This window comes from Aphanothece sacrum FPU1 (assembly GCF_003864295.1).
Lineage (GTDB): Bacteria > Cyanobacteriota > Cyanobacteriia > Cyanobacteriales > Microcystaceae > Aphanothece_B > Aphanothece_B sacrum.
This window is the reverse complement of sequence record NZ_BDQK01000013.1, coordinates 495,404-515,450: the sequence shown is the minus strand read 5'-3', so window position 1 is coordinate 515,450 and position 20,047 is coordinate 495,404. Positions and strand designations below refer to the sequence as shown.

Sequence of the window (20,047 nt, the reverse complement as noted above, 5' to 3'; positions counted from 1 at the left end):
AAAAGAACACCTTAAAGTAGCAATATCGGGTCAGACAAATTATTCATTTGGAGGAAACAATGTTTAACTCATTCAGGAAAAAACACAATCATCAAGAGAAAGAAAAGGATAATTCTAACACACAGGGAAGCATTGTTATTACGTTTCCTAGAATCATTATTCTTTTCTCTCAAGAGACTTTCATTAAATGGTTGCTTGTAGTAATATTTTCAGTAGGAGGAATAAATTATTTCAAACCAATGATTGACAAATTTCTTCCTAATATTAACATGCAACCCAATTTATCTGAAGCCGTTAATAATGGCGAGAATGATGATAAATAAGCTGTGACAAGAACACCATTGTGATACAGGCATCTTGCCTGTATCAAACTTAATTTATATTGATTAAATTTCCCCTAAATTTGTATTACTCATGTCAGCAGAACAATCCCCCAGTATCATTATCCCGCAATTAATCATCGGTTTAGGCAATCCTGAGCCAAAATATGACAAAACACGCCATAATATCGGTTTTGAAGTAGTTGATGCTTTAGCCCAAGCGTGGCAGTTATCTTGGAAAGAAAATCGCCGTTTTCAAGGCTTATTAGCAGAAGGAACACTCCGAGGAAATCAAAAGATTTTACTCCTTAAACCCCTCACATATATGAATCTTTCAGGACAATCTGTCAGGGCGGTTACTGATTGGTACAAAGTTTCACCTAATGCTATTATGGTAGTTTATGATGACATGGATTTACCTATAGGAAAAATGCGAATACGTCTATCTGGTTCTGCTGGTGGACACAATGGCATGAAATCTATTATTTCTCATCTCAATAGTCAAGATTTTCCTCGTTTGCGCTTAGGTATCGGCAAATCTAATCATTCTGATGCCACTATTTCCCATGTATTAGGAAAATTTTCACCCCAAGAAAAAGCCAACCTGAACCAAATGTTTCCTTTGGTCATTGAAGCAGTAGAAATGAGTCTTAAACAAGGAGTTGAGAAAGCCATGAGCCTTTATAATAATCGTGTTGTTGTAATTTAGTGGACAATTTGTTGTAAATTGAGGTATAATAGAGAATTGTACTGTTTATGATTATTGATGAGGTCTATCAGTTGGAGACATTATTGGATTCAAGATTTATTTTAAAGGTACTTTGGTTAGATGCAAATGTAGCGATCGCAGTTGATCACATTGTGGGAAAAGGAACAAGTCCTTTGACGGCTTATTTTTTCTGGCCTCGTAATGATGCGTGGGAACAACTCAAGAACGAGTTAGAAGCGAAACACTGGATATCTGAAACAGAAAGAATAGAAGTGTTGAACCAAGCAACAGAAGTCATTAATTATTGGCAAGATCTCAAGAATCAGGGCAGAATTGTTACCATGGCCGAAGCTCAATCAAAATTTCCTTTGGTCGTATTTAGCGGCAGTAACTAAGCTTATTGACATTCCTTCAGCCTTAAGGCTGAGGCTATATAAACAAAGCCTGCCGTCGCAGGCTTTTTAACCATAAATTTAGCCCGCGCAGGCGGGCTTTGTTTGTCTAGCTGCACCTTTTAAGGTGTTAGCTACAAAGGTCGATAAACCCGATAGTTAATATTGGGGAAAATATTGTCAATAGCTTCAACTTTCTCCAACCAACCAGAATCAACCTTTTGGGCCTTCACATCCTCATAGAGTTTATTAAAGCGCAATAAATGCGATCGCGTGCGACGTATGGCATAAGGAACCATCGTTCCCGTCCGCATAATAAACGCCCAGTCAGAAGATTGAGCCAATAATAACTCCCGCGCCGCCTGATTTAAAGCTTTTTCTTGTAACTCATCGGCCGATTCAAGATAACTAATCTCAATCATTCGTTCAGCCGCTTTATGAAGATGGGGATAAATCCAAGTATTAGTATGGTTGAGCCAATACTCATGGAATCCCTTATAACCCCAACTCGACTGAGAAGGACGACAAACCTGTTGAGTAGGATTACCCTTTAAATAATCCGCTAGATGGGTCATCTCAAACGTATTTTGATCGTACCAAGACTTACGGAAGAAATAATCAATAAACCAAGGGCCCTCATACCACCAATGACCGAATAATTCCGCATCGTAGGGGGATACAACCACAGGAGGACGCTGCATAATACCTGCTAGATGTCCCACCTGTTGCTCACGATTATACATAAAGTTGGCCGCGTGTTCAGCCGCCTTTTCCCTAGCCCAATAAGGGTCATAGAGAGCCTTATCCGAGAGTCCTGCACTACGACTGGTAATCTTATGATATTTAACCCCTATATTTTTGCGCTGACCATTAGGCATAATATAAGGCTTAATATATTCATATTCAGCTTCCCAGCCCAAATCTTTGTAAAATTCCCGATATTCAGCATCACCAGGATAACCGACTTTAGATGACCAAACCTGTTGAGAAGACTCATGATCTCGACCAAATGCCGCCACTCCCGTTTCCGTAAAAATAGGGGCATAAGTGCCATAACGAGGACGAGGACGAGCATATAAAATGCCGTGACCATCAACCAAGAAATAACGTAAGCCAGCATCAGCCAGCATTCGTTCTACCCCTTCATAATAGGCACATTCAGGCAACCAAATACCTTTAGGAGGACGGCCAAAATTTTCCTCGTAATGTTCACAAGCAACCTTGATTTGGCCCCAAACTGCTTGAGGATACATTTTCATCAAAGGGAAATAACCGTGAGTCGCCCCACAAGTAATAATTTCCAGGTTATTGCTATCGAGATATTGTTTAAAAGCGGCGACTAAATCCCCGTCATAACTTTCCCAAATTTCCCGAATTTCTTGGAACTCTTTGGCATAAAATTCAGCCAAGTAGCGAATATGACCATTATTTTCGTTATGCTCAATTTCTTTTTCAATTAATTCTTGTAACTTCGCTAAATGCTCATCATAGCGTTCTTGTAACAAAGGATCTCTGAGCATAGACACCAAAGGAGGAGTCATACTCATAGTCATTTTAAAATCGACCCCATCCCGTTTTAATCCAGCAAAAACGCGAAGGAGAGGCACATAGGTTTCTGTAATAGCTTCATAGAGCCATTCTTCTTCCAATACATAGTCGCTTTCTGGATGTCTAACGAAAGGCAAGTGAGCGTGAAGGACGAGGGCAACGTAGCCAAGAGCCATAATAATTCCAACGGTTTACGATTTAAGTTTTTAGAGTTAAGCTTTAAGATTAAGTGTAATTGATTTTATACTATCTTAAGATTTTAAAATAGAAGGGATGCCAAAAAAGTTATGGCTTGGTGGAGGTTAGTCGTTTATCAGGTATAGTTCAGTTGATTAGGTTAAATGCCAACTCAAAAAACTAATTGTCCAATTAGGCTAATCCACATTAAAATCAATCCAATTCCTAAATCTTTATTATCTCATCCTAGAGTCTACCCTATTGTAAGCATTTATTTTTGACTTCCAGTGTTAGAACCCCCCAACCTCAAAACAACCTCTGAATCAGACATTCCCGCTCCTGTGTCCATTCAGCTTTTGTTGTTTGTCGATGAGCGTCCCAGTTCTTATGAGCATATTCGGCAAATACAAGGTTATCTTGATAGTGTGAAAACCGATAATCTCTGGGAACTGCAAGTCATTGAAATCCATGAACAACCTCATTTAGTCGAACATTTTCGTTTAGTAGCAACTCCAGCTTTAGTTAAAGTGGCCCCCGAACCCAGACAGACTTTAGCCGGGAGTAACATTGTCAATCAACTCAAAAAATGGTGGCCCAGATGGAAATTAGCCATTGAAGAAGAAAAAATAGAGCAGTCTAAAAATGGGCAAAATATCGCAAAAACATCTGAGAGTTTGAACTCACTGAAGTATTCATCCGAACTCATCCGTCTATCAGATCAAATTTTTCGCCTGAACCAAGAAAAAGAAGAACTGTTACAGCAGCTAAAATTTAAGGATCAAGTGTTGGCCATGCTCGCTCATGATTTGCGTAGTCCCTTAACGGCGGCTTCTATTGCCGTAGAAACCCTGGAAATAGCTCAAAATAACCAAAATATCCAACGTCATGCTCAATTAAAAGAACAACTTTATCAACAGGCCCGTAAACAGTTCCGCGTTATGAATCGTCTGATTACTGATATGCTTCAAGCTTCTAAAAGCTTAAATGGTCAGTTACAGGTCAAATATAGTCAAGTATTCTTACCAGAGTTATGTGAAGAAATCCTCAGACAATATCAGGATAGATTTAACGCTAAATGCCTCACCTTGAGTCAAGATATACCCCAAGATATTCCCCTGGTTTATGGAAATCAAGAATTAATCCGTCAAGTGATTGTCAATTTATTAGATAATGCGATTAAATATACTCCAGAGGAGGGAGAAGTAACGGTTTCAATTTTGCACCGAACTACTCAAAAAATCCAAGTCAGTGTCTGTGATACGGGTCCTGGTATTCCTGAAGAAAAACGAGAGCTAATTTTTGAAGGTCATTTCCGTCTTAAACGAGATCAAGAAAAAGAAGGTTACGGATTGGGTTTATCTTTGTGTCGTAAAATTGTGCGCGCTCATTATGGACAAATCTGGGTTGATAGTATACTAGGACAAGGTAGTTGTTTTCACTTTACTTTACCTGTTTATCGTTAATCTGAATTGACACTCCCACCGTCAAGCTGACGCGCTCGACGGGGTATTCTTGGTTCACAGAGTCTTCAGTCCGACATTTCAAGATAATTATGGTCTCACAGGCAAGATGTGGCTTGCCAGAATGTGAGATAATTGTGGCGATCCTATTTGATTTGTGAGACAATAGAATTTGATCTTTTTGTATCCCACAGGCAAGATGCCTGTGCCACTTATCACAAATGATTTAGGACTGCTCTAATCATAGTGAGTTATCATAGAGTACATCTGGTTTATTTACTCTAACTGCAAGGAAAATATCGCTCAATCATCTGGGGAAATGCAAAAAGCTTTAATCATTGTCAATGCTGAGGTAAAAGCAGAAGGGACAGTTTATATGTCCTCTCCTGCTACCGAAAAAATGGTATTTGCTCTGGAACAGACGATCGCTGCCGATTCACCTTCGACTCAAGTTGAGGTGATTTCGGCAGCTACGTTATGGTCAAAAAGTTTCAACTTGCCCAAATCCAATGCTAATGTAATCTATTGTCCCCTAACCATTGATATTCCTAATTGGTTGCCTTTTCCTGGACAAAAGATTTATCAAGAGTGTAAGGATGTCAAAAGTCAACGACTATGGGTTGAGAAAAATTTAGGCTATAAAACGAGTCTAAAAGATTCCTGCTTGGGTAATTTATGGTTACCTGTAGCATTAACTAAAAAAGAATTGATTTATGGGGAAGTGATTGGAGAAGGATTTTTTCCTAATTCTTATCAACAACCCGTTGATTTTGAGTCTCATTTGCGTCGTCCTTTGTATGATTTGGCTCAAGGATTATTAGATTCCCTGGATGCACCTCCTTCTGTGTATTTAATTCAGTTTCGCTTGATGGGTGAAACTATTGTTTTTGATCGTTTATGGCCGTTCCCGGCTGCCCCAACTATTGCTTCTTTAAACTATCAACAGTCTAACTTATTTACTTGCTATTGGCATTGTTTAACTCATCAACCTATTGTTGATTTAAGTCGGGTTCCTTCTGAGTGTTAGAGACTGTTCGTCAAAAAATATGATCCCCCTAAATCCCCCTTCACCAAGGGGGACTTGCCATACATAAATTATAAATTATAAATTGGGATTTTTGAAATTTAGACCTCACAGATTCTCGCCCCGGAAAGCTAAGTTCAATTCTTATTAATTTATAATTCATAATTCATAATTCATAAGTAGGAGTTACGAACTCAGAACTAAAAACAAGGCTTTTACGTAACTCCTACATAGATACGGGAGAGCAAACCAACCTTAAAAGTGGGGTAATTTTCTTGAATTACTGGCTAAGAGATAATTATTTTTTCTTCTGTGCGAGTTTACGTTTGAAGAAACCGCCAAACCCTAAAGCAGTTCCTGCGCCCAACATAGTTAAAGGTTCGGGAACCATGGGATCAACATCATCCTCTTTTTCAAGATATTCATAGATTATTTTAACATTTCCTCCTGCAAATGTGTCCAACTCACTACTTATCTTTCCTGAACCTTGAATGATAGAATTAGCTTCAGCATCTAGGGTTAAACCAATATCCCCGGAGCCAGTAAACAAGGTAAGGATGTCAACAAAGTCGTAAGTCTTAGTGTCCATCTTGGTGGCAGACCCCTCGAAAACTCCTCCTGATGTTCCAGAAAAGTCTCTTATGCCATCAAACGCAGGAGCAGTCAATTCTACATCCACTAATGGCTTAACAAAAGCTAATTCTTGTTCATTGGCTGTTTCTTTTAATTTTATATTAGCAGTGAGATTTAGTGTAATTGCGCTCGAAGACGCACTTCTATTTTCGTATTCTGCCTTTCCTTTTACGCTACCCGTTAACATTACAATAACTTTTTCAAGTGTCCCTAAACTGGAATTAAATTTAGGTAAGAAGAAATTAGCCTTGAAATCTGTATCTGCAAAACCTCCCCCAGTTGGAAACGAAGCTTCATGAGTGATAGAAGCAGCACTGGCAATATTAGGTACTGCTACAAGAATAGCAACAGAATTTACTAGGGCAAAAACGACAGAGAGTTTTGTGTTCATGGAAAAATCAAAATATACAGTACACCTGTATATAATAAGGCAATTTGACGGGATGAAAAGCCCTTTTAAACATTTCTTTAGAGATGATATTTTTGCAAGAATTAAGACTGATATTTAAGATTTTTTTTGGTATTAAATAAGAAATTTAAGGTAACTATCAGAGAATTAGAAATTAACAATTAAGATAATATTTAGGCTGATATTTAAGATTTTTTTTGGTATTAAACAAGAAATTTAAGGTAACTATCAGAGAATTAGAAATTAACAATTAAGATAATATTTATGCTGATATTTAAGATTTTTTTCAGTATTAAATAAAAAATTTAAGGTAAGTATAAGAGAATTAGAAATTAACAATTAAGAGAATATTTATAAAGTAAACCTTAACCTAAGTGCAAATTTTATTAATTGTATTAATTGTGGGTTACGACGCAGCCTAAAAATTATGGGTTTTTTATCAAAATCATTGCTGCGTCTAACCCACCCCAAGAAATATAAGATTTTATTATCATTTTCTGGTAAACTAAAGCTAATTACAGCATTGACCTTAGCAAGTAATCAAGGAAGTTATTCATGGGATTAGTTATTAGTACCGTTAACATGAAAGGTGGAGTAGGCAAAACTACTCTAACAGTTAATTTAGCCACTTGTTTAGCCAAATATCATGGCAAACGGGTACTGGTATTAGACTTAGATTCTCAAATTAGTGCAACTCTTAGTTTAATGTCTCCTCATGAGTTTGCTCAAACTCGAAAAAAACGTCGCACCCTGAGTTATTTATTGGATAATATTATTCAACCTAATCCTCATAGTAAACTAGATATTCATGATATTATTCAACCTTATATCTCTGATATTGAAGGCTTAGATTTATTGCCTGGAGATTTAGAACTTTATGATGAATATATTGTTTCTCAACAGCTTCATAAACAAGCGACAATGATAGAAAATCCCGATTTTGAAAATGTTTGGAATCATTTTGAAAGATTCTTAGTTAAAAAGATTTTAGATGCGGTGGTTGAATATTACGATTTTATTATTATGGACTGCGCTCCAGGTTATAATTTATTAACTAGAAGTGGATTATGTGCGAGTAATTATTATTTATTACCGGCCCGTCCAGAACCTTTATCAATAGTGGGAATTCAACTGTTAGAAAGACGAGTTGCTAAACTCAAAGAAAGTCATCAAACCACTCAATCTTTGAACCTCAATTTATTAGGAGTGGTCTTTATTTCATCCGGTGGGGGTTTACTGAGTCGTTATTATAATAAAGTTATGCGACGGGTTCAACAAGATTTTCAACCTCATCAATTATTTAATACTTCTATTCCCATGGATGTTAATGTTGCTAAAGCTGTTGATAGTTTTAAACCGGTTGTTACAGCTATTCCAGGTTCTAGTGGGGCTAAAGCTTTTGTTAAATTAACTGAAGAATTTTTGGGTAAATTACTCCTTAATTAAATAATAAGTAGATAGACAAAATTAATTACATAAAATTTGTAGAAACGGGTTTTTGTAGGGGCGGGTTTTTTACAGAAATTATGATTCTCACAAAGAAGTAAAATAAACCCGCCCTCTTTTATGATTCTCTTTTATGATTCTCACAAAGAAGTAAAATAAACCCGCCCTGGCTGTGCAATTAATTTTGCTTAAGTACTTAAATATGTTATCCTAATTTATACCCACCGACGTAATAACCTAAATATGGCAGAACCTACTTATGAAGCTAGAATGAGTCAAATGGAAAAACTCCTAGAAACCAGTATTAAACTGATTCATGGACATAGTATAGCAATTGATGAAATTCGAGAACAAAATAGACAAAATGTAGAATCAATTGCTCGTTTAACTCAACAAATGGGAAATTTAACAGAAATGTTTCAAGAATCTGTTATCTTTATTCGAGATATACAAGCAGAAATTCTAGACATAAAAACGGAAATTCGAGATATCCAAACAGAAGTGAGAGGATTACAAATAGAAAATAGACGAATAATTGAACGAATATTTGATGAAAATGAGGACTAAATTAAATTATATTGAATCTCGATAGAATGTTGTTATTAATTGTCCATTGATAACAACCAGTAGGGGTCAACGGCCGTCATTAGTGTCAACTTAGTCCCAAACGCCGACAGGCTAAAGCCTGTGGCTATACCAACAAAGCCCGCGAAGGCGGGCTTTTATTAACATTAGCCTGCTATGCTAGGGCTTTGTACAGTTAACCCCACCCTTGGCAGGGTGTGGGTGAGATAATGGGACAGCTTACACCTATTGACTTTCACCTTAAGTTGACACCAATGACGGCCGTTGACCCCTACATTTTCTAGCTGGAATAAATTACCAATCATCATCTTCTAAAACGGCTTTTTGTTGTAGAGGAATATTTTCTAATTCTTCTAAGGTTTCTGTATCTTCTTCCCAAGTATCACTTAAAGGTTGTACAACTTTAGCGATCGCGTCTTTAACAAATGCTTTAATAAATTCATCTTTTCGACTGAGTTGAAATTGTTTTTGTACCACTTCGGTGATTCCTCCATCTCCCCAATCTTGATCATGACGAAAATATTCAATAAAACTTTTTCCAGCAATGCGGGTTAAATAAGCTGCTGTTACCCCTTGAATTACCTTACCAACAATATAAGTAGCTATATTTAATTGTAACACTCTAGCTAACAATTCTACCGCTCCTTTCACTACCCCTAAACTGACTAAAGTTTTGCCTAAAGAGAGGGCTAAATCTTTACCGCGATCGCTATTTAATTCACAGCCATAAACTCGACCAATTTCTATCACCATTTGAGCATTAACTGCGGCAGTTGCCAACATATCAATAACGGGTAAAGGAGTAACAGCAATAACCCCTGCACCAATCCACTGATAACGATCAATAATCTGATCAGCTTGTCTTTTTCGCTGACGATCAATCATTTTTCTGGCTTCTTCTCCTAAGCGTTGAGATTGGAGTAAAATATTATCAGCAATTAAATCTTCTCCCTCTGCTCGTAAAACAGCAATTAGACGTTTAATTAAGGGAATAATTGCTGGTTGTGGATTCATAATTTCTCCGGTTCCTAGTTCAAAAGGTTGAGGATTTGCCGCAATGGGAATAATATCAGAAATCGGAATTAAACCTTTAACTCTTTCCTGTAATTGTTGAATAATAGCTTCTATTTCTTCATCGGTATATAAATCAATTTTATTAAAAATTAAGAGCGATCGCTTACCAATATTAATCAAAGCTTGTAAGGGTTCATATTCAGATTGCCGTAAATCATTATCAACAACAAATAAGAGTAAATCAGCTTGAGTTGCTAACTGTCTAGCTAACCTTTCTCTGTCGGTTCCTGCTATTCCGACTTCTAAAATTCCTGGGGTATCTGTTATCAAAATTTGTCGGGATATTCCCTTCAAATTTAAACCATAAGTTTCTCCTATTTGAGTGGTTCCCATTGTCGCTTCTACATTACCGACAATTTCACCAATTAACCCATTGACTAAAGATGTTTTTCCGGCTGAACCTGTGCCAAAAACAACGACTTGTAAATCACCTTTTGTTAAATTTGCTTCAATTTCATGAGAACGACTTAATAAGGCTTTTTGAGTTACTTTATCTTGAATTTGTTGTACTTGACGACGTACAGCTTTAAGGGTTTCTTCCGCAGCTTCTGTTTTTTGTTCAGGTAATTTTAACTGACGACGCTGACGGTTATTTTTTTTGGTTTTACCTGAAGAATAAAGATTAAAATAATAAATAAATCCATAAATAAGCAACCCTAAAAGCCCCATAATTAAGAAAATGAGGATATTAGCTAAAAGGGGTGCTGTAAAGGAAATTTGAATGTACAACCGATAAATTGAATTAATTAACCAAATAATCAATCCAAAAATAAAACTTAACCCAATAATGAGGGTGATCAGACGAGGAAGGGGCATATATTAATTATGAATCAGAAACTAGGTTCTATTGGACTTACTATACTAAACTAATAATTAATAAGGCTGCTATGCTTTATTCTACTAGAACTAAGTCCTCCCTTGCGGACTAAATTATCGGTTGGGTAGGCAACCTTTGTTTATTTTGTAAGGGTCAACGGCCCTTCTACTTAATTAATAAGGCTGCTATGCTTTATTCTACTAGAACTAAGTCCTGCTTCGCTGACTAAATTATAGGTTGGGTAGGCAACCTTTGTTTATTTTGTAAGGGTCAACGGCCGTTGACCCCTACTATGAAGAGTTAAAGTTTATTATTGTGGACTTCAAAAGTAATATTAAAAAATATGAATATGAAGTCCCTTAATCTTCTTATGGATTTAAGATAATAATATTAACTAAAAAATCAATTTTATAGCACATCAAAGCAAATAAATTGCTATAATGATTAATATTGCAGAAATTTCAATCATTATTAATTAAGGGAGAATGAGAATTATGGTTCAAACAACAGCAATAGAAACCAAAGAGCAAATTATGACTATGTTTGCTCAATTTTTGCAACAGTATAAACAAGGAGAATCAAAAGTTTTTACGAAAGAAGAAGAACTAGAAAAGGAAAAGAATAAACAACTCTTAGAAAAAACTGGTGAATATACGGTTGACAATATCGTCAATGGTATGGCTTCTTTACAATTAGATTTTAGTCGTATTTTGCAAGGACTTTCAGAAACTTTAACTACAGAATCTTCTAAATTAGATGAACTCAAAAAAGCGATTACTGTTAAACAAGAACAACTGCAACAGTTACGACAAGTTAGATTAGTTGCAGATGCACTTCATTTATTAAGAAAAGAACATCAAGAACGATTGAGACTTTTAGAAGAAACCATAACTCGTCAGCGAGAATCCATTGAAAAAGAACAGGAAAAATATAGAGAATTATGGGAAAAAGAACAAGAAAACTTTGCTATTAAAATTGAAGAAGAAGCTCAATTAATCACTAAACAACGAGAACAAGAAGCAGAAGATTATCAATATAATATGGAACAAATCCGAAAAATTGAAACAGATGATTATGAAAATACTAAACGACAACAAGAGCGACAATTACGAGAAAATAATACCGAAAAAGAAAAATTATGGCAAGAAAGGGAGACTATTTTAGGAGAAAAAGAACCAGAATTTCAAGCAAATCAGAAGAAAATAGAAGACTCAGAAGAAACTTTAAAACAAGAATATAATAAAGCCAAAGGAGATGCGATAAAGGATGCAGAAAGAGAGGCAAAAGTCAAGGCAGATTTATTAGAGAAAGAGTGGGAATTAACTAAACAAGGTTATGACTTTACGATTCAATCTCTCGAAGCAACAATTGAACGAAATAGAGAACAAATTACAGAAATAACCACTCAATTACAAGGGGTTACTACTCAATCACAAAACTTAGCTTTAAGAGCTTTTCAAAGTAGTTCTAATTCCTCTAATAGTTAAAAAAATGTAATCATTCAAATGTAGGAGAAAAATCATGACAGAAAAGATTAATTCTAAAAGTACCAAAGCTCAAATCATGGAAGCTTATGAAGAATTAATGAAGGAAAAAGCTCAGTTAGAGACTGAAATTAAACAACTAAATACCAGTATAAAAAAACAAGATAAACCTATTTCTAACCCTATTAAAGAAATAGTTAATCCTGAAAGTAAACCTATTAAACAAGAAGTAACAATGAACAATAATATTATTCTAACGATTCAAAACTTAGAAAAATTGCAAGCAAGTTTTGGGAGTGCAGTCAGTCACTTATCAGAACAATTAATTACAGAAGCTTCTGCTTTAGAAAGTCTAGAAAAAGTATTAACAGAAGAATTAGAGGAATTAGAGGAATTATACGAAATTGATGAAGTAAAAGAAGATAGTTTATCAACTTTAATTGACACTTATGAAGAAAATGCTAAAACTTATCAAGAAGAATTGAGTCAACAACAAGAAAGTTTAGAGAAAGAATTAGAGGAATTACGAAAAAATTGGCAAAAAGAGAAAGAAACCTATACTATTGAGAAACGAGAAAGAGAACAAAATCATTTTAAATCTAAACAGCGAGATAATGATGAATACCGTTATAATTTGGAATTAACACGAAAATTAGATCAAGAAGAATACGATTCTCAAAAGAAAGTTTTGTATCAAGAATTAAAAGAACAATTAGCAACACAAGAAAAACTATGGAAACAAAGAGAAGAAACTATTGCTAAACGAGAGCAAGACTATGCAGAAGCAAAGGTAAAAGCTGAAAATTTAGAACAACAACTAGAGCAGAAAATTAAACAAGGAAAAGAAGAAGGTAAAGGAATTGGATATTATCAAGCTAAAATAAAATCTGATTTACGCAGTAAAGAAATTGAAGGAGAAAAGCAAAATTATCAACTCAGAATTAAGTCTTTAGAAGAAACCATTAAAAATCAAGAAACTCGTAATCATAGCTTAAGTCAACAATTAGAATCTTCTCTCAAACAAGTGCAAGATTTAGCCGTCAAAGCTATTGAAGGAACCTCTAATAGAAGTTCCTTTGAAGCGATGAAAGAAATTGCTCTAGAACAAGCTAAAAACCAACCTAAAGGTAAATAAAGACAATACACTGTAGGGGCATAATATATTATGCCCCTAAATGTTGCTCGGTTAAGATAAGTGTTGTGTTGGGTTTCGTTCCTCAACCCAACCTACAAGAAGTGCTGATGGAAGCAGTGTTGTAGTGCTGATCTATTCCCAATAGGGACAAAAAGTTTTATGATATAAAACAATCAGTTTAATCTTCATGATCTTCAAAAGGATCATCGAGTTGAGTCGCAGGAGGGCCAAACGCTGTATAAATAGCAAATCCTGTAATAACGACGAGAATAGCCGCGATGGTGATGCTAAGAACTGTTGCGGGTTCCATAAGTTTCATTAAATGTGATACCGTATCTTCTATAATATTACAGAACATTACAGAATCTAATTTAGAGATAACATTAGTAAGCTATGTCACAGCGCACTTGGTTAGGAGAGATACTCAGACCTCTGAATTCTGAGTACGGAAAAGTAGTCCCTGGATGGGGAACTACCCCTCTGATGGGAGTTTTCATGGGATTATTCTTAGTTTTTCTGTTGATTATTCTGCAAATCTACAATTCTTCCCTCTTACTTGATGGATTTAGTGTAGGTTGGGGTGGTTAGAACCAGTTATTAGTTATTGTCGATCAGCTTATCTCTCATTTCCCTGGTAAGCTATCGATAACAACTGGTAATATTTTTCTGTTAAGTGATAGGGTTCTAAAGTCTGTCATTATCTCGCATTGAGAACAACAGATGAGCTAAATTACCCCGGTTAATCCGGGTTTTTTGGCAATTAGCAAGGAAAGGAAGTATTATGAACGTTTTTGGTATTGGACTCCCAGAAATGGCCTTAATTTTGGTCATTGCTTTATTAGTTTTTGGCCCTAAGAAATTGCCAGAAATTGGCCGTAGTTTAGGAAAAGCAATTAGAGGGTTTCAGGAGGCCTCAAAAGACTTTGAGAATGAGTTTAAGCGAGAAGCTGAACAATTAGAGCAATCTGTGACCATGAAAGCTGAATTAGAGGAAAAACAACCCCAGAAGACTTCTACAAAAATGGAGACGACAACGGTTAATAGTTCCGATAACGGTTAGTTGGGCTAAAAATTTTTCGCTAAAATTGGCCGGAGATTGAGTTCTCAAGTTAAACTAACGGGAAGAGGGTAATTTTCAAGGTCAATGATAGTTCTGGGATTATTCATTAATTGCCCTTAAGAATTATTGACCGTAAACTTACTTAATGGTTTGATGAGGGAAATATTAAAGGAGGTTTTACATGAACGAACAAACTCCCTACGAAAAACTTGGGGTGACGGAAGCATCTTCTTTTGAGGAGATTCAAGAAGCAAAAAATCGTTTAACTCAACAGTATCGGGATGATAGTAAGGTTGTCGAAGGTATTGAGACTGCGTATGATTCTATTATCATGGAACGGTTAAGAATGCGCCAAGAAGGTAGGATAAAAGTACCCGAACGGATTCGCTTTCCAGAACGAAACGTCCAAGTATCGGCCAATCCTCCCACTATTTCCCCTAATAATTCTCCTCAGTGGTTACAACGATTTATTGATACTCCTTCATCGAAAGATATTCTCATATCTGGAGGTGTTTTTGCGATTTTATCAGGAATTGCGGGTTTTTCATCTATAGGTCAACCTTCTTTAGCCCCTTTATTATTATCTTTGGGATTTTTTGCCAATATTTATTTCCTTAACCGCAAAGAACAACGGTTTGGCCGTGCTTTTTTAATGACTTTAGTCGGGTTATTTATTGGGGTAGGTTTAGGAATTGGATTAGCTCAATTATTACAGATCTCTAATTTAGCCGGTGGAACCACTCAATTACCTGTTAGTTTAACTATCTTTTTTGTCTTTTGGGTTATTAGTAGTTTTTTACGCTAAATCAATAGGTGTGTCAACTGGCGTTGGGTTAAAACTATGAGTTAATTGGTAAATGGTCAATGAGGGGCAGCAAGGGGTTATGAAGGTTATTTTTCGCAATCGCATTGATGCTGGCCAAAGATTAGCTATTAAACTCACAAGTTATGCTAATCAGTCTGATTGTTTGGTTTTAGCTTTACCCAGGGGAGGGGTTCCTGTTGCCGTTGAAATTGCTCAAACACTTCATCTCCCCTTAGATATTTGTTTAGTTAGGAAATTAGGGGTTCCCCATCATAAAGAATTGGCAATGGGCGCGATTGGCCCCAAAGGAATTCGGGTAATTAATCATAATGTTGTAGACTGGTTAAAGATTACTTCTGATATTATTGAAGAAGTGACGCTTGTTGAAGCGGAAGAATTAAAACGCCGCGATCGCGTTTATCGAGGGGACAAACCTTTACCCGAAATTTACCAAAAAACGATTATACTTGTTGATGATGGTGTTGCTACTGGTTCAACAATTAAAGCCGCGATCGCTACTTTAAAAGAAGAAAAACCTCACGCTATTATTATTGCTGTTCCTGTCGCTCCACCAACAGTGTATGAAGAATTAGCCATAGAAGTTGATCAAATTGTTTGTCTAGAAATGCCAGAAAAGCTACATTCTATTAGTCTTTGGTATGAAAATTTTTCACAAACGACAGATCAAGAAGTTTGTGATTTACTAAGCAAAACTATGGTTCTACCGGACAAGTTATGCTAAATTATTACCAAGGCGACTTCATTAATAGTTTAGCATAGTTTGTCCGATAGAACCATACTCCCCCGTTAAACTTCGTTGTAACGGGGGAGTATGTCAAGCCCCTAACCCTAGTTAACTATTAACTGTTCATTGAATTTAAACAGCAACAGCCATTTCTGTCCAGCGTCCTACAGTTTTACCCATCACAGATAACTCTTGCATCAGACGATCAAATCTTTCAGGAGTCAAAGATTGAGGGCCATCAGACATCGCTTTGGCAGGGTTGGGATGGACTTCAATCATTAAAGAATCTGTACCAGCCGCAATAGACGCGATCGCCATTGAAGGCACATAATCCGATTTACCAGTACCATGACTAGGATCAATCATAATCGGTAAATGAGTCAGGTTACGCAACACAGGTAACACCGACAAATCTAAAGTATTACGGGTATATTTCTGATCAAAGGTGCGTATACCTCGTTCACAGAGAATTACATTAGGATTACCAGCAGCTAAAACATATTCAGCAGCCATCAGCCAATCATCAATAGTAGCAGCCATACCCCGTTTCAGGAGAACAGGTTTATCTTGGGCCCCCACTTTTTTGAGGAGAGAGAAATTTTGCATATTGCGGGCCCCAATTTGAATCACATCAGCCACCTCAGCAATTTTGTCGAGATCAGCCGTGTCCATGACTTCCGTAATGATTCCTAGTCCACTAGCTTCCCGTGCTGCTGCGAGCAATTCTAACGCGCTTTCACCGTGTCCTTGGAAAGCATAGGGAGATGTACGAGGTTTATAAGCCCCACCTCGCAAAAAGTGGGCCCCGGCAGCCTTAACCCGTTTAGCGGTTTCCACGATCATGGCTTCATTTTCTACCGAACAAGGGCCCGCGACTACCGTAATAGGGTGATGTTTCCCTACCATTACCACACCATTAGGAGTAGCAACAGCCACTTCACTATATTCTCCTTGACGATACTGGAGACTAGCTCTTTTAAAGGGTTGTTCTACCCGTAATACATCTTCTATCCAGGGACTAATCTCTTGAAGTTGTAAGGGGTCAAGTCCAGCAGTTTCACCCACCAAACCAAGGACAACTTTATGCTTACCAACGATTTTTTCGGGACTTAAGCCCCAACTTTGAAATTCTTTGCTAACGTATTCAATCTCAGCCTCTGGTGAGCCAACTTTCATCACAACGATCATGGTTTGTGTTCCTCTATCACTAGTTCTTTATTGCCTGATTTCTTGCCCAATAGATTCTATTTACCCTATTAGACAATCTAATTGTCAAAACCCACTAATTTTTTTTTGCTTCTTGTCTGGCGGTTCGCCAAGCGTTGATGGTTCGACCCCAATTAGCGGTAAACTCTTGCCATCCCCACCATCCACCGACTATATTTTCATCCCAAGAGGCGGAAAAAATGCCATAGCTTAAGCCTAACACTCCTAATCCAAATAAGCCAAAACTTACGCCAGCAACAGCATAGGTGGGAATTTCTAGCCAATCATGACTAACAATCCAATAAAATATAAAAAATGAGGACATTCCTAATGCCGTGGGAATGCCAGAAAAGATGGCCATACGCCGTATCATCCTTTGACTAACATTCTGGGGAATAGTACCAGGGTTGGCCTCTTGACGAGATTTATCAGATTTTTTAGCCGATTTAGGGGGAAGGGGCCGGGAAATAGGGGGGGGATTAGGGCCTTTTTTCTTTTTTTGACCGGGTTCAAAGGGTAAAGAACCCTCGGAAGGTTTAGAAAACATAGATTTGTCGTAACTATAAAGCTTAGTTTAACGGCGAATGCCCAGACGTTTAATTAAATTTTGATAACGTTCTGTATCTTTTTGGTTAATATAAGCTAACAAACGTCTACGATGACCGATCATTTTGAGCAGTCCTCGACGAGAGGCGTGATCTTTAGGATTTTTTTGTAAATGGCCAGTTAGTTGGTTAATGCGTTCAGTGAGCATAGCCACTTGTAAGTCAGGAGAACCTGTATCCGTCTCATGAATTTGGTATTGACTCATGAGGGTTTGTTTTTGGGTCGATGTCAAAGTCATAGATATTGAAGTTAATGAACTAAATGCTGCAATCTGCTACATAAAACTGATACAACGTGGTCTAATATTACGTCACATTGAAGTTTACTTCCTGCTTCATTATGGACTGTCGGCAGCACCCATTCCACAGGCTGATACGGTATAGCCTACCGCCTTATTAAGACTTTAGCCGCTAAATAGCATCGAGAGTATCTCTCAAGCCTCAAGTCTTAGGTTTCATTTTATCATAAGGTTTCTTATCCTATCACAAATCAGCGATTAAGGGTTGCTCCTTGATTCAACCAGGGCCAAGTTGCATCAAAACAAAATCAGGTTATCCTAGAGTGAGGACAGCCCGCCAGGAGAGATTTTAGTGGTTAAAACAATATTGGTAGCCCTAGACTGTTTCAAGACCTCAGAGAAAGTATTTCAAGCCTTAGAGGTTATTTCTGTTGAAGCTCACACTAAAATTATTCTGTGTCATGTCTTGCCATCTTCTGATGGTAACGAATCCGAACCAGATCGGCCTCATCAATCAGCTTCCTTAATTTATCAAAAAGTAGAACAAGAGCTTCAGGAATATCAATCTGAACTACCAGGAAGTCAAATTGAAATAACCACAGGTGATCCGGCTGAGGAAATTATCCGTTTGGCTAATATTCACCACGCTGATCTTATTGTCATTGGTACAAGAGGACTCAAAGGGGTGGAACGAGTTATAGAAGACTCTGTGAGTAGTCAAGTCGTTGCTGAGGCCACTTGTTCGGTCTTCGTGGTCAAATCTTAGAGATTTTGGGGAAACCTTAACTTATACTATAGACATAAAACATGGCAATGTCGGATGAGCCTTTGCATTAACCCCCACTGTTCCCATCCTGAGAATCAGGATACAATCTTATTCTGTGAAAGCTGTGGCTCGGAGTTACTGCTTGACGGACGCTATCGTGTTATTAAAGAATTAGGGGGAGGGGGATTTGGCAAAACCTATGAAGTACAAGATCGTAGCCCAACTAATCCTAATTCAGATAAAACTGCCTTAAAAGTTTTAAAAGTCCTTCTACATAACCATCCTAAGTATGTAGAACTGTTTGAACGAGAAGCTCAATTTTTAACTCGCTTTGACCATCCTGGTATTCCGAAAGTAGACCCTGATGCCTATTTTACTTTTTATCTCCACAACAGTAATACTCCAATTTACTGTTTGGTGATGGAAAAAATTGAGGGACTTAATCTCAGACAATATGTTTCTCAGCGTGGTAAGTGTATTTCCCAAAAGCTGGGCATTCAATGGCTCATGCAACTGTTACGAATTTTACAGGAGATTCATCAGCATAACTTTTTTCACAGGGACATCAAACCTTCAAATATTATGTTACGTGCTGATGGCCAATTAGTATTGATCGATTTTGGCACTGCACGAGAAGTTACAGAAACTTATTTATCTAAACAGTCAGCAGGAGAAGTAACTGGACTCTTTTCGGCTGGATATAGTCCCCCAGAACAACTCAATGGTCAAGCAATTCCTCAATCGGATTTTTTTGCATTAGGACGTACCTTTGTTTACTTATTGACGGGTAAACATCCAAGCGACTTGTATAATTCTCAGGAAGATGAATTATACTGGCGTGATGCGGTGCCTGATCTGGTTCCTGAATTGGGAGATTTACTTGATCGCATTATGGCTCGTGTTCCTAGTCAACGTCCCCAATCTGCTGCTTCTATTATCAGGGTTTTAGAAGTTCTTTATCACAATTTATACGGGATTGATAATTTTTTGACTCGACCACCTGATGATCTTCCTAGTCAACCAGGCGATGATGATGCTCATTGGAATGCCATATTAGATACTCCTACTCGTGTTGCTTCTAATACTCAGTCAAAACCTTCCGTTCCTCCCCCAATGGTTCCTTTACCTCTGCCACCTAAAGCTGATGATCAGTCGTTTATTACTCACACAAATGAGTTAGATCCTCAGTTTATTAATCGTTGTCAAGAAGAATTAGCTGAATTAATTGGGCCGATGGCGAGTTTAATTTGTCAAAAAACTTTTAAGAAAAATCCTAACTTGTCTGAAGCAGATTTTATCAAAGCTTTATCCGCTAAAATTCCTGATCCCGAAAAAGCGGAGCAATTTCAACAACGGTTTTTGGCTTAATTCAGGACTTAATGGTATTTTGTCCCTAAAATCTTGTATC

Annotated in this window: 22 protein-coding genes; 15 read left to right on the top strand and 7 right to left on the bottom strand. The window is 37.1% G+C overall.

Annotated elements, in window-relative coordinates; translation table 11 throughout:
• Positions 1-59: 59 nt before the first annotated feature.
• From AsFPU1_RS13065 to AsFPU1_RS13055, 3 genes are all read left to right on the top strand, one after another.
• Positions 60-323 (top strand): hypothetical protein, encoded by a 264-nt coding sequence (locus AsFPU1_RS13065; protein ID WP_124971221.1) that lies wholly within the window; start codon positions 60-62, stop codon positions 321-323.
• Between the two features lie 91 nt (positions 324-414).
• A complete protein-coding gene (pth, locus tag AsFPU1_RS13060; protein ID WP_124971224.1) occupies positions 415-1,029 on the top strand; it encodes an aminoacyl-tRNA hydrolase in 615 nt (204 codons plus the stop codon).
• Positions 1,030-1,076: 47 nt separating this feature from the next.
• Positions 1,077-1,424, top strand: coding sequence for a 30S ribosomal protein PSRP-3 (locus tag AsFPU1_RS13055; RefSeq protein ID WP_172957420.1), 348 nt, complete (start codon positions 1,077-1,079; stop codon positions 1,422-1,424).
• Between the two features lie 131 nt (positions 1,425-1,555).
• Here the strand turns inward: AsFPU1_RS13055 and AsFPU1_RS13050 are convergent, their stop codons facing one another.
• Positions 1,556-3,145: a glycoside hydrolase family 57 protein gene (locus AsFPU1_RS13050; protein ID WP_124971227.1), complete on the bottom strand. Its 1,590-nt coding sequence runs from the start codon at positions 3,143-3,145 to the stop codon at positions 1,556-1,558.
• Between the two features lie 288 nt (positions 3,146-3,433).
• Here AsFPU1_RS13050 and AsFPU1_RS13045 point away from each other — a divergent pair, with 288 nt between their 5' ends.
• Together AsFPU1_RS13045 and AsFPU1_RS13040 are read left to right on the top strand one after the other, a co-directional pair.
• Entirely contained in the window at positions 3,434-4,609 is a 1,176-nt protein-coding gene (locus AsFPU1_RS13045; RefSeq protein WP_124977259.1) for a histidine kinase, read from the top strand.
• Positions 4,610-4,925: 316 nt separating this feature from the next.
• A complete protein-coding gene (locus AsFPU1_RS13040) occupies positions 4,926-5,633 on the top strand; it encodes a hypothetical protein (protein ID WP_124977257.1) in 708 nt (235 codons plus the stop codon).
• 295 nt (positions 5,634-5,928) lie between these two features.
• Here AsFPU1_RS13040 and AsFPU1_RS23135 read toward each other — a convergent pair whose 3' ends face one another.
• The gene (locus tag AsFPU1_RS23135) at positions 5,929-6,654 is read right to left on the bottom strand and encodes a PEP-CTERM sorting domain-containing protein (RefSeq protein WP_227873615.1); all 726 of its coding nucleotides are present in this window, start codon (positions 6,652-6,654) and stop codon (positions 5,929-5,931) included.
• A gap of 573 nt (positions 6,655-7,227) precedes the next feature.
• On the opposite strand from AsFPU1_RS23135, the gene AsFPU1_RS13030 reads away from it, so the two are divergent.
• Together AsFPU1_RS13030 and AsFPU1_RS13025 are read left to right on the top strand one after the other, a co-directional pair.
• Positions 7,228-8,118 carry a ParA family protein gene (locus tag AsFPU1_RS13030; protein WP_125061118.1) on the top strand — a complete coding sequence of 297 codons (891 nt, stop codon included), beginning with the start codon at positions 7,228-7,230 and terminating at the stop codon, positions 8,116-8,118.
• Between the two features lie 243 nt (positions 8,119-8,361).
• Positions 8,362-8,685 (top strand): hypothetical protein, encoded by a 324-nt coding sequence (locus tag AsFPU1_RS13025; RefSeq protein WP_124977280.1) that lies wholly within the window; start codon positions 8,362-8,364, stop codon positions 8,683-8,685.
• Between the two features lie 312 nt (positions 8,686-8,997).
• On the opposite strand, the gene AsFPU1_RS13020 is transcribed toward AsFPU1_RS13025, so the two are convergent.
• Entirely contained in the window at positions 8,998-10,593 is a 1,596-nt protein-coding gene (locus AsFPU1_RS13020; RefSeq protein ID WP_125061117.1) for a YcjF family protein, read from the bottom strand.
• 495 nt (positions 10,594-11,088) lie between these two features.
• Between AsFPU1_RS13020 and AsFPU1_RS13015 the strand changes: the two genes are divergently transcribed.
• A complete protein-coding gene (locus AsFPU1_RS13015; RefSeq protein ID WP_124976710.1) occupies positions 11,089-12,081 on the top strand; it encodes a hypothetical protein in 993 nt (330 codons plus the stop codon).
• Between the two features lie 34 nt (positions 12,082-12,115).
• Positions 12,116-13,213, top strand: coding sequence for a coiled-coil domain-containing protein (locus AsFPU1_RS13010; protein ID WP_124976712.1), 1,098 nt, complete (start codon positions 12,116-12,118; stop codon positions 13,211-13,213).
• 178 nt (positions 13,214-13,391) lie between these two features.
• Here the strand turns inward: AsFPU1_RS13010 and psbN are convergent, their stop codons facing one another.
• Positions 13,392-13,523, bottom strand: coding sequence for a photosystem II reaction center protein PsbN (psbN, locus tag AsFPU1_RS13005; protein WP_124976714.1), 132 nt, complete (start codon positions 13,521-13,523; stop codon positions 13,392-13,394).
• A gap of 83 nt (positions 13,524-13,606) precedes the next feature.
• On the opposite strand from psbN, the gene psbH reads away from it, so the two are divergent.
• From psbH to AsFPU1_RS12985, 4 genes are all read left to right on the top strand, one after another.
• The gene (gene psbH, locus AsFPU1_RS13000; protein ID WP_124976716.1) at positions 13,607-13,801 is read left to right on the top strand and encodes a photosystem II reaction center phosphoprotein PsbH; all 195 of its coding nucleotides are present in this window, start codon (positions 13,607-13,609) and stop codon (positions 13,799-13,801) included.
• 193 nt (positions 13,802-13,994) lie between these two features.
• Positions 13,995-14,273, top strand: a complete 279-nt coding sequence (locus AsFPU1_RS12995; RefSeq protein ID WP_124976718.1) for a TatA/E family twin arginine-targeting protein translocase — start codon at positions 13,995-13,997, stop codon at positions 14,271-14,273.
• A gap of 181 nt (positions 14,274-14,454) precedes the next feature.
• Positions 14,455-15,078, top strand: coding sequence for a CPP1-like family protein (locus tag AsFPU1_RS12990; protein WP_124976720.1), 624 nt, complete (start codon positions 14,455-14,457; stop codon positions 15,076-15,078).
• Positions 15,079-15,157: 79 nt separating this feature from the next.
• A complete protein-coding gene (locus AsFPU1_RS12985; protein WP_125061116.1) occupies positions 15,158-15,820 on the top strand; it encodes a phosphoribosyltransferase in 663 nt (220 codons plus the stop codon).
• A 135-nt stretch (positions 15,821-15,955) separates the two neighbouring features.
• Here AsFPU1_RS12985 and aroF read toward each other — a convergent pair whose 3' ends face one another.
• The 3 genes from aroF to rpsO all read right to left on the bottom strand — a co-directional run bounded on the left by aroF (position 15,956) and on the right by rpsO (position 17,873).
• On the bottom strand, positions 15,956-17,011 hold the full coding sequence (gene aroF / locus AsFPU1_RS12980; RefSeq protein ID WP_124976724.1) for a 3-deoxy-7-phosphoheptulonate synthase: 1,056 nt from the start codon (positions 17,009-17,011) through the stop codon (positions 15,956-15,958).
• Positions 17,012-17,105: 94 nt separating this feature from the next.
• Positions 17,106-17,576 carry a PAM68 family protein gene (locus AsFPU1_RS12975; protein ID WP_124976726.1) on the bottom strand — a complete coding sequence of 157 codons (471 nt, stop codon included), beginning with the start codon at positions 17,574-17,576 and terminating at the stop codon, positions 17,106-17,108.
• Positions 17,577-17,603: 27 nt separating this feature from the next.
• A complete protein-coding gene (rpsO, locus tag AsFPU1_RS12970) occupies positions 17,604-17,873 on the bottom strand; it encodes a 30S ribosomal protein S15 (RefSeq protein WP_124976728.1) in 270 nt (89 codons plus the stop codon).
• Positions 17,874-18,225: 352 nt separating this feature from the next.
• On the opposite strand from rpsO, the gene AsFPU1_RS12965 reads away from it, so the two are divergent.
• Both AsFPU1_RS12965 and AsFPU1_RS12960 read left to right on the top strand, forming a co-directional pair.
• Entirely contained in the window at positions 18,226-18,639 is a 414-nt protein-coding gene (locus AsFPU1_RS12965; protein ID WP_124976730.1) for a universal stress protein, read from the top strand.
• 54 nt (positions 18,640-18,693) lie between these two features.
• A complete protein-coding gene (locus AsFPU1_RS12960) occupies positions 18,694-20,007 on the top strand; it encodes a serine/threonine protein kinase (protein WP_124976732.1) in 1,314 nt (437 codons plus the stop codon).
• The last annotated feature ends 40 nt before the right edge of the window (positions 20,008-20,047 follow it).

What these genes read in the sequence shown, in the direction of transcription:
- AsFPU1_RS13065 (WP_124971221.1), top strand. Translation starts at nt 60, where the DNA reads ATGTTTAACTCATTCAGGAAAAAACACAATCATCAAGAGAAAGAAAAG.
- pth (WP_124971224.1), top strand. Translation starts at nt 415, where the DNA reads ATGTCAGCAGAACAATCCCCCAGTATCATTATCCCGCAATTAATCATC.
- AsFPU1_RS13055 (WP_172957420.1), top strand. Translation starts at nt 1,077, where the DNA reads ATGATTATTGATGAGGTCTATCAGTTGGAGACATTATTGGATTCAAGA.
- AsFPU1_RS13050 (WP_124971227.1), bottom strand. Translation starts at nt 3,145, where the DNA reads ATGGCTCTTGGCTACGTTGCCCTCGTCCTTCACGCTCACTTGCCTTTC.
- AsFPU1_RS13040 (WP_124977257.1), top strand. Translation starts at nt 4,926, where the DNA reads ATGCAAAAAGCTTTAATCATTGTCAATGCTGAGGTAAAAGCAGAAGGG.
- AsFPU1_RS23135 (WP_227873615.1), bottom strand. Translation starts at nt 6,654, where the DNA reads ATGAACACAAAACTCTCTGTCGTTTTTGCCCTAGTAAATTCTGTTGCT.
- AsFPU1_RS13030 (WP_125061118.1), top strand. Translation starts at nt 7,228, where the DNA reads ATGGGATTAGTTATTAGTACCGTTAACATGAAAGGTGGAGTAGGCAAA.
- AsFPU1_RS13025 (WP_124977280.1), top strand. Translation starts at nt 8,362, where the DNA reads ATGGCAGAACCTACTTATGAAGCTAGAATGAGTCAAATGGAAAAACTC.
- AsFPU1_RS13020 (WP_125061117.1), bottom strand. Translation starts at nt 10,593, where the DNA reads ATGCCCCTTCCTCGTCTGATCACCCTCATTATTGGGTTAAGTTTTATT.
- AsFPU1_RS13015 (WP_124976710.1), top strand. Translation starts at nt 11,089, where the DNA reads ATGGTTCAAACAACAGCAATAGAAACCAAAGAGCAAATTATGACTATG.
- AsFPU1_RS13010 (WP_124976712.1), top strand. Translation starts at nt 12,116, where the DNA reads ATGACAGAAAAGATTAATTCTAAAAGTACCAAAGCTCAAATCATGGAA.
- psbN (WP_124976714.1), bottom strand. Translation starts at nt 13,523, where the DNA reads ATGGAACCCGCAACAGTTCTTAGCATCACCATCGCGGCTATTCTCGTC.
- psbH (WP_124976716.1), top strand. Translation starts at nt 13,607, where the DNA reads ATGTCACAGCGCACTTGGTTAGGAGAGATACTCAGACCTCTGAATTCT.
- AsFPU1_RS12995 (WP_124976718.1), top strand. Translation starts at nt 13,995, where the DNA reads ATGAACGTTTTTGGTATTGGACTCCCAGAAATGGCCTTAATTTTGGTC.
- AsFPU1_RS12990 (WP_124976720.1), top strand. Translation starts at nt 14,455, where the DNA reads ATGAACGAACAAACTCCCTACGAAAAACTTGGGGTGACGGAAGCATCT.
- AsFPU1_RS12985 (WP_125061116.1), top strand. Translation starts at nt 15,158, where the DNA reads ATGAAGGTTATTTTTCGCAATCGCATTGATGCTGGCCAAAGATTAGCT.
- aroF (WP_124976724.1), bottom strand. Translation starts at nt 17,011, where the DNA reads ATGATCGTTGTGATGAAAGTTGGCTCACCAGAGGCTGAGATTGAATAC.
- AsFPU1_RS12975 (WP_124976726.1), bottom strand. Translation starts at nt 17,576, where the DNA reads ATGTTTTCTAAACCTTCCGAGGGTTCTTTACCCTTTGAACCCGGTCAA.
- rpsO (WP_124976728.1), bottom strand. Translation starts at nt 17,873, where the DNA reads ATGACTTTGACATCGACCCAAAAACAAACCCTCATGAGTCAATACCAA.
- AsFPU1_RS12960 (WP_124976732.1), top strand. Translation starts at nt 18,694, where the DNA reads ATGAGCCTTTGCATTAACCCCCACTGTTCCCATCCTGAGAATCAGGAT.